The sequence below is a fragment of the Arthrobacter sp. Br18 genome (genome assembly GCF_000520555.1).
GTDB lineage: Bacteria > Actinomycetota > Actinomycetes > Actinomycetales > Micrococcaceae > Arthrobacter_D.
In genome coordinates, this window is record NZ_KI914846.1 from 70,058 (window position 1) to 74,795 (window position 4,738).

Consider the following 4,738-nt stretch of genomic DNA (forward strand, 5'->3'; position numbering starts at 1 on the left):
CGCCGGTCTGCTGCCAGCTGCAGCGTATCCGGCGTACCCTCGGCCGATCCGGCGTCGTTCCTCGCCCAGCGCCGCTTCGAGATGAGGCGCCTGCCGAGAACGGCGAGGAGCGCCGGCGTCAGGGTCAGGGCTACGAGGACCGACAGCGCGACCGTCCCCGCGGCGGAGAGGCCCATGACGGTGAGGAACGGCAGCCCCGGCACCGCAAGGGCAGCGAGCGCCACCACCACGGTGAGTCCGGCGAACAGCACGGCGTTGCCGGCGGTCCCCGTGGCCTTGCCGATGGACTCCTGCATCTCCACTCCGTGCAGCAGCTGCGTCCGATGGCGGTTGACGATGAACAGGGAGTAGTCGATCCCCACGGCCAGGCCGAGCATGAGGGCGAGCACGGGGGAGATGCTGTTCATCTCGATGAGCCCGGAGAGGGCGAAGGTGATGCCGACGCCCACCCCCACTCCCACCACGGCCATGACCAGCGGCAGCCCCGCGGCGATCAGGGTGCCGAGCATCAGCACCAGCACGATCGCCGCGACGAGCAGACCCACGATCTCCGCCGGGCCGAGGATCTCCGAGACGTCCTCGACGATCTCCTTGCTGAAATCCACCGAGACACCGGCGTCCGTGACGGATTCGGCCGTCACCTGGAGTTCCTCGCGGAGTTCCGGCGGCACGGCATTGATCTGCTCCTCGAACTGCACACTCGCCACGGCGGCGGTGTTGTCCTCGGACACGAGCCGGATGCCCGACGTCGCCTCGAGTCTGCGCTGCGCAAGCGCCAGGGATGCGCGGCCCTCGTCGAGCTGGGTGCGGCCGGCCTCGAGTTCGGCCCTGCCGGCGTCGAGCTGCGCCTGGGCGGCTGCGAGCTGGTCCTCGGTGGCCTGCGCCTGCTCCGGCGGGAGGAACGCGCGCCCCTGCTCGAAGGCTTCCCGCTGCGCGTCGAGCTGCTCCTGGCCCTGCCCGAGCTGCGCTTCGCCGTCGGAGAGCTGCTGTCCGCTGGCGTCCAGCTCGGTGCGCCCGGCCTGCAGCTCGGCGCTGCCGCTTTCGACCTGCGCTGCGACGTCGAACGGATCCACAACCGAGCGGACGCCGTCGAGCGCCGCCATCTCCGCCAGAGCTGCCCGGACGGCGGCCTCCTGGTCGGCGGTGAAGGCGCCGTCGTCGGAGGTAAACACCACAGTGCCGGTGCCTCCAACGGCCTCGGGAAGTTCAGCCCGCAGACGGTCGGAGATGCGCTGCGACTCGGTGCCGGGGATGGAGAAGTTGTTGGTCAGGGTCCCGGAGAACGCGACGGCGGCGCCGCCGACGGCGAGGATGATGGCCAGCCAGGCCGAGACCACCCACCAGCGCCTGCGGTACGCGAACTTGCCGAGCCGGTAGAGCAGAAATGCCATGATGCGTCCTTGCTGGTGGGTGCGGGGAATGGAGGGAGTGTCAGGCGGGGTTCGCGAAGCCGTCGCGGAGCAGTGAGAGGGCGCGGACGATCCGGGCTTCGAGGTCGGCGCCGGAGGCGTCGTCGGGCTCGGGGGTCTCCCCCGCCCAGTCCTGCATGGCCGCCTTGGTGCACGAGAGCACCGAGCCGACGAGTGCTGTGACATAGAGGTGGGAGACGCCGTCGCCGAGACGCTCCTCGACGGCCTGCACGATCCGGGTTTCGGCGCGTTCCCACGAGTGCAGCTGCGCGCGGAGCAGCTCCGGGTTGTCGGCCGCCATGCGGAACAGCTCGCCGTGCGCTCCCAGATGCTCCACCTGAGTGGTCGCGCTGAACGCCCCGATCATGGTGTCCAGCAACGGGAGCCCGGCGGGTTGCGCCGCAAAAATGCCGATCGCCAGTTCGAGGAAGGACTCAGTGCGGAGGTTGAGGGCATCCTCGGCGCTGCGGAAGTAGTTGAAGAAGGTGCGGCGCGAAACCCCGGCATGGGCGGCGATCTGGTCCACGGTGAATGACCCGGGCCCTTGGCTGCGCGCGAGGGTCAGCGCAGCCTCGGCGATCGCCCGCCGGGTGTCGATCTTGTTCTGCTCACGGCGCCCCGGGGGCTCCGTCGTCTCAGCCATCACTTCCACACCCAGCAGGCTAGTTCAAAACTTGCACAGCGTGCAACAACCGTGGCGGCAGCTGCCCGGCCGGATACTGCAGTACGACGGGTCGGCACGTCGTGCCTGTCCGTTGCGGAGAACACCCAGCCCCGATAGATTCCCGGTATGCAGCGTGTCGACGGCATCGGCGGCCTGTTCTTCCGTGCGTCGGACCCGGACGGCCTGGCCCGGTGGTACAGCGACCATCTGGGCGTGGACCCGCCTCCAGCCTCCTACGACGAGGCCTCCTGGCAGCAGAAGGCCGGCTCCACCGTGTTCGCGGCCATGCCCACCGACTCACCGCACTTCGGAAGCCGGCTCCACAGCTGGGCGATCAACTTCCGGGTCGCCGATCTGGACGCGATGGTGGCCCAGCTACGGAACGCCGGCATTCCGGTCGAGGTGGACCCGGTCACCTACCCCAACGGGACCTTCGCCAGCCTGGAGGATCCCGAAGGCCATGGGATCCAGCTGTGGCAGCCCTCGGGAGCCGACCGTTCGGACATGGAAAAGGGCGGGTGAAGAATTCCACCCGCCCTTCCTGGCGCACCTACTCCATCAGGCGCGACCGGATGAGGAACCGCTTGCCCTCCGGCGCCTCGACCGAGAAGCCGCTGCCCCGCCCGGGAACGACGTCGACCGTCAGGTGGGTGTGCCTCCAGTACTCGAACTGCTCCCGTGACATCCAGAAATCAATCGGCTGGCTGCCGTCGTCGGAGATGTCGAGCACCCCGAGCAGGATGTCGGCTTCCGCGGTGATGAACTCCCCGTCCGGATAGCACATGGGCGAGGAACCGTCGCAGCAGCCACCGGACTGGTGGAACATCAGCGGACCGTGAAGGTCCCAGAGCTTCTGGAGGAGCGCGGCCGCGGACCCGGTCAGCGCCACCCGCGAGAACGTCTCCCCCGGCAGGACCACCGAGGCTTCGAGAGTCACGGCATCCCCCTAGAAGAACCCGAGCTTGTTCTCGGAGTAGCTGACCAGCAGATTCTTGGTCTGCTGGTAGTGATCGAGCATCATCGCATGGTTCTCGCGGCCGATGCCCGAAGACTTGTAGCCGCCGAACGCTGCCCCCGCCGGGTAGGCGTGGTAGTTGTTGACCCACACCCGGCCTGCCTGGATCTCGCGGCCGGCACGGTAGGCGACGTTCCCGTTCCTCGACCAGACGCCGGCACCCAGACCGTAGAGCGTGTCATTGGCGATCTCCAGAGCTTCCGAGTAGTCCTCGAACCTCGTGACCGAGACGACCGGACCGAAGATCTCCTCCTGGAACACCCGCATGTTGTTGGTGCCCTCGAAGATGGTCGGCTGAACGTAGTAGCCCTCGGCGAGATCGCCGCCGAGGGTCATCCGCTCGCCGCCGATGAGCACCTTCGCGCCCTCCTGCCGGCCGATGTCCATGTAGGACAGGATCTTCTCGAGCTGGTCGTTGGACGCCTGGGCTCCCACCTGCGTGGCGGTGTCGAGCGGGTTGCCCTGCACCATCTTCCCCACCCGGGCGACGGCGTCGGACATGAAGGAGTCGTACATGGAACCCTGGACCAGCGCCCGTGAGGGACACGTGCAGACCTCGCCCTGGTTGAACGCGAACAGCGCGAACCCTTCGAGCGCCTTGTCGTAGAAGGCGTCATTGCTGTCTGCCACATCCGAGAAGAAGATGTTGGGGCTCTTGCCGCCGAGCTCGAGCGTGACCGGAATGAGGTTCTGGCTGGCGTACTGGCTGATCAGCCGACCAGTAGTGGTCTCACCGGTGAACGCGATCTTCCGGATGCGCTTCGACGACGCCAGCGGCTTGCCGGCCTCCACGCCGAACCCGTTGACCACATTGATGACACCGGCGGGCAGGATGTCGCCGAGAAGCTCCATCAGCACCAGGATGGACGACGGCGTCTGCTCGGCGGGCTTGAGCACGACGGCATTGCCGGCGGCGATGGCGGGGGCGAGCTTCCATGTCGCCATGAGGATGGGAAAGTTCCACGGGATGATCTGGCCGACGACGCCGAGGGGCTCGTGGTAGTGGTACGCCGTGGTGTCGTCGTCGAGCTGCGACAGGCGCCCCTCCTGGGCACGGATGGCACTGGCGAAGTACCGGAAGTGGTCCGCGGCTAGCGGCATGTCGGCGGCGAGGGTCTCACGCACCGGCTTTCCGTTGTCCCAGGTTTCGGCGACGGCCAGCATCTCGAGGTTCGCCTCGATGCGGTCGGCGATCCGATTCAGCACCGCGGCGCGCTCGGCCACGGACGTCTTGCCCCAGGCAGGGGCTGCCTTGTGGGCCGCGTCGAGGGCCAGGTCGATGTCCTCCGAGGTGCTCCGTGCCACCTCGCAGAAGGCCTTGCCGGTGACGGGGGAGATGTTCTCGAAGTACTGGCCCTTGATCGGGGCAACCCACTCGCCGCCGATCCAGTTCTCGTAGCGCGGCTTGAAACTGACCTTTGAACCATCCTGGCCAGGCTGGGCGTAAACAGTCATGGGTTAACTCCTTGGGCTTTTCGCGGGACATGGACGTCATCGTCCACCTCCTGCGAGGGTAATGACCGAAGAGTTGCAACAAGGTTGCACGGCACGGCACGGCACGGCGGCGCCGACGCTACGACCGGACGGAGCTGTCCGCTCCGGTGATGCCGAGCTCGCGGTCCATCCACTCCAGATGGGCGACGACGGCGG

The 4,738-nt window shown here is 67.6% G+C and carries 5 protein-coding genes; 1 reads left to right on the plus strand and 4 read right to left on the minus strand.

Annotated elements, in window-relative coordinates:
- A partial coding sequence (locus Y704_RS18660; protein WP_035771467.1) for an MMPL family transporter occupies positions 1-1,391 on the minus strand: 1,391 nt, incomplete at its 3' end.
- 40 nt (positions 1,392-1,431) lie between these two features.
- Positions 1,432-2,052, minus strand: a complete 621-nt coding sequence (locus Y704_RS0103075; protein WP_026549008.1) for a TetR/AcrR family transcriptional regulator — start codon at positions 2,050-2,052, stop codon at positions 1,432-1,434.
- A gap of 147 nt (positions 2,053-2,199) precedes the next feature.
- Between Y704_RS0103075 and Y704_RS0103080 the strand changes: the two genes are divergently transcribed.
- The gene (locus tag Y704_RS0103080; RefSeq protein WP_026549009.1) at positions 2,200-2,595 is read left to right on the plus strand and encodes a VOC family protein; all 396 of its coding nucleotides are present in this window, start codon (positions 2,200-2,202) and stop codon (positions 2,593-2,595) included.
- Between the two features lie 28 nt (positions 2,596-2,623).
- Here the strand turns inward: Y704_RS0103080 and Y704_RS0103085 are convergent, their stop codons facing one another.
- Positions 2,624-3,010 carry a DUF779 domain-containing protein gene (locus tag Y704_RS0103085; RefSeq protein ID WP_026549010.1) on the minus strand — a complete coding sequence of 129 codons (387 nt, stop codon included), beginning with the start codon at positions 3,008-3,010 and terminating at the stop codon, positions 2,624-2,626.
- 9 nt (positions 3,011-3,019) lie between these two features.
- Positions 3,020-4,543, minus strand: coding sequence for an acetaldehyde dehydrogenase ExaC (locus tag Y704_RS0103090; protein WP_026549011.1), 1,524 nt, complete (start codon positions 4,541-4,543; stop codon positions 3,020-3,022).
- Positions 4,544-4,738: the final 195 nt, after the last annotated feature.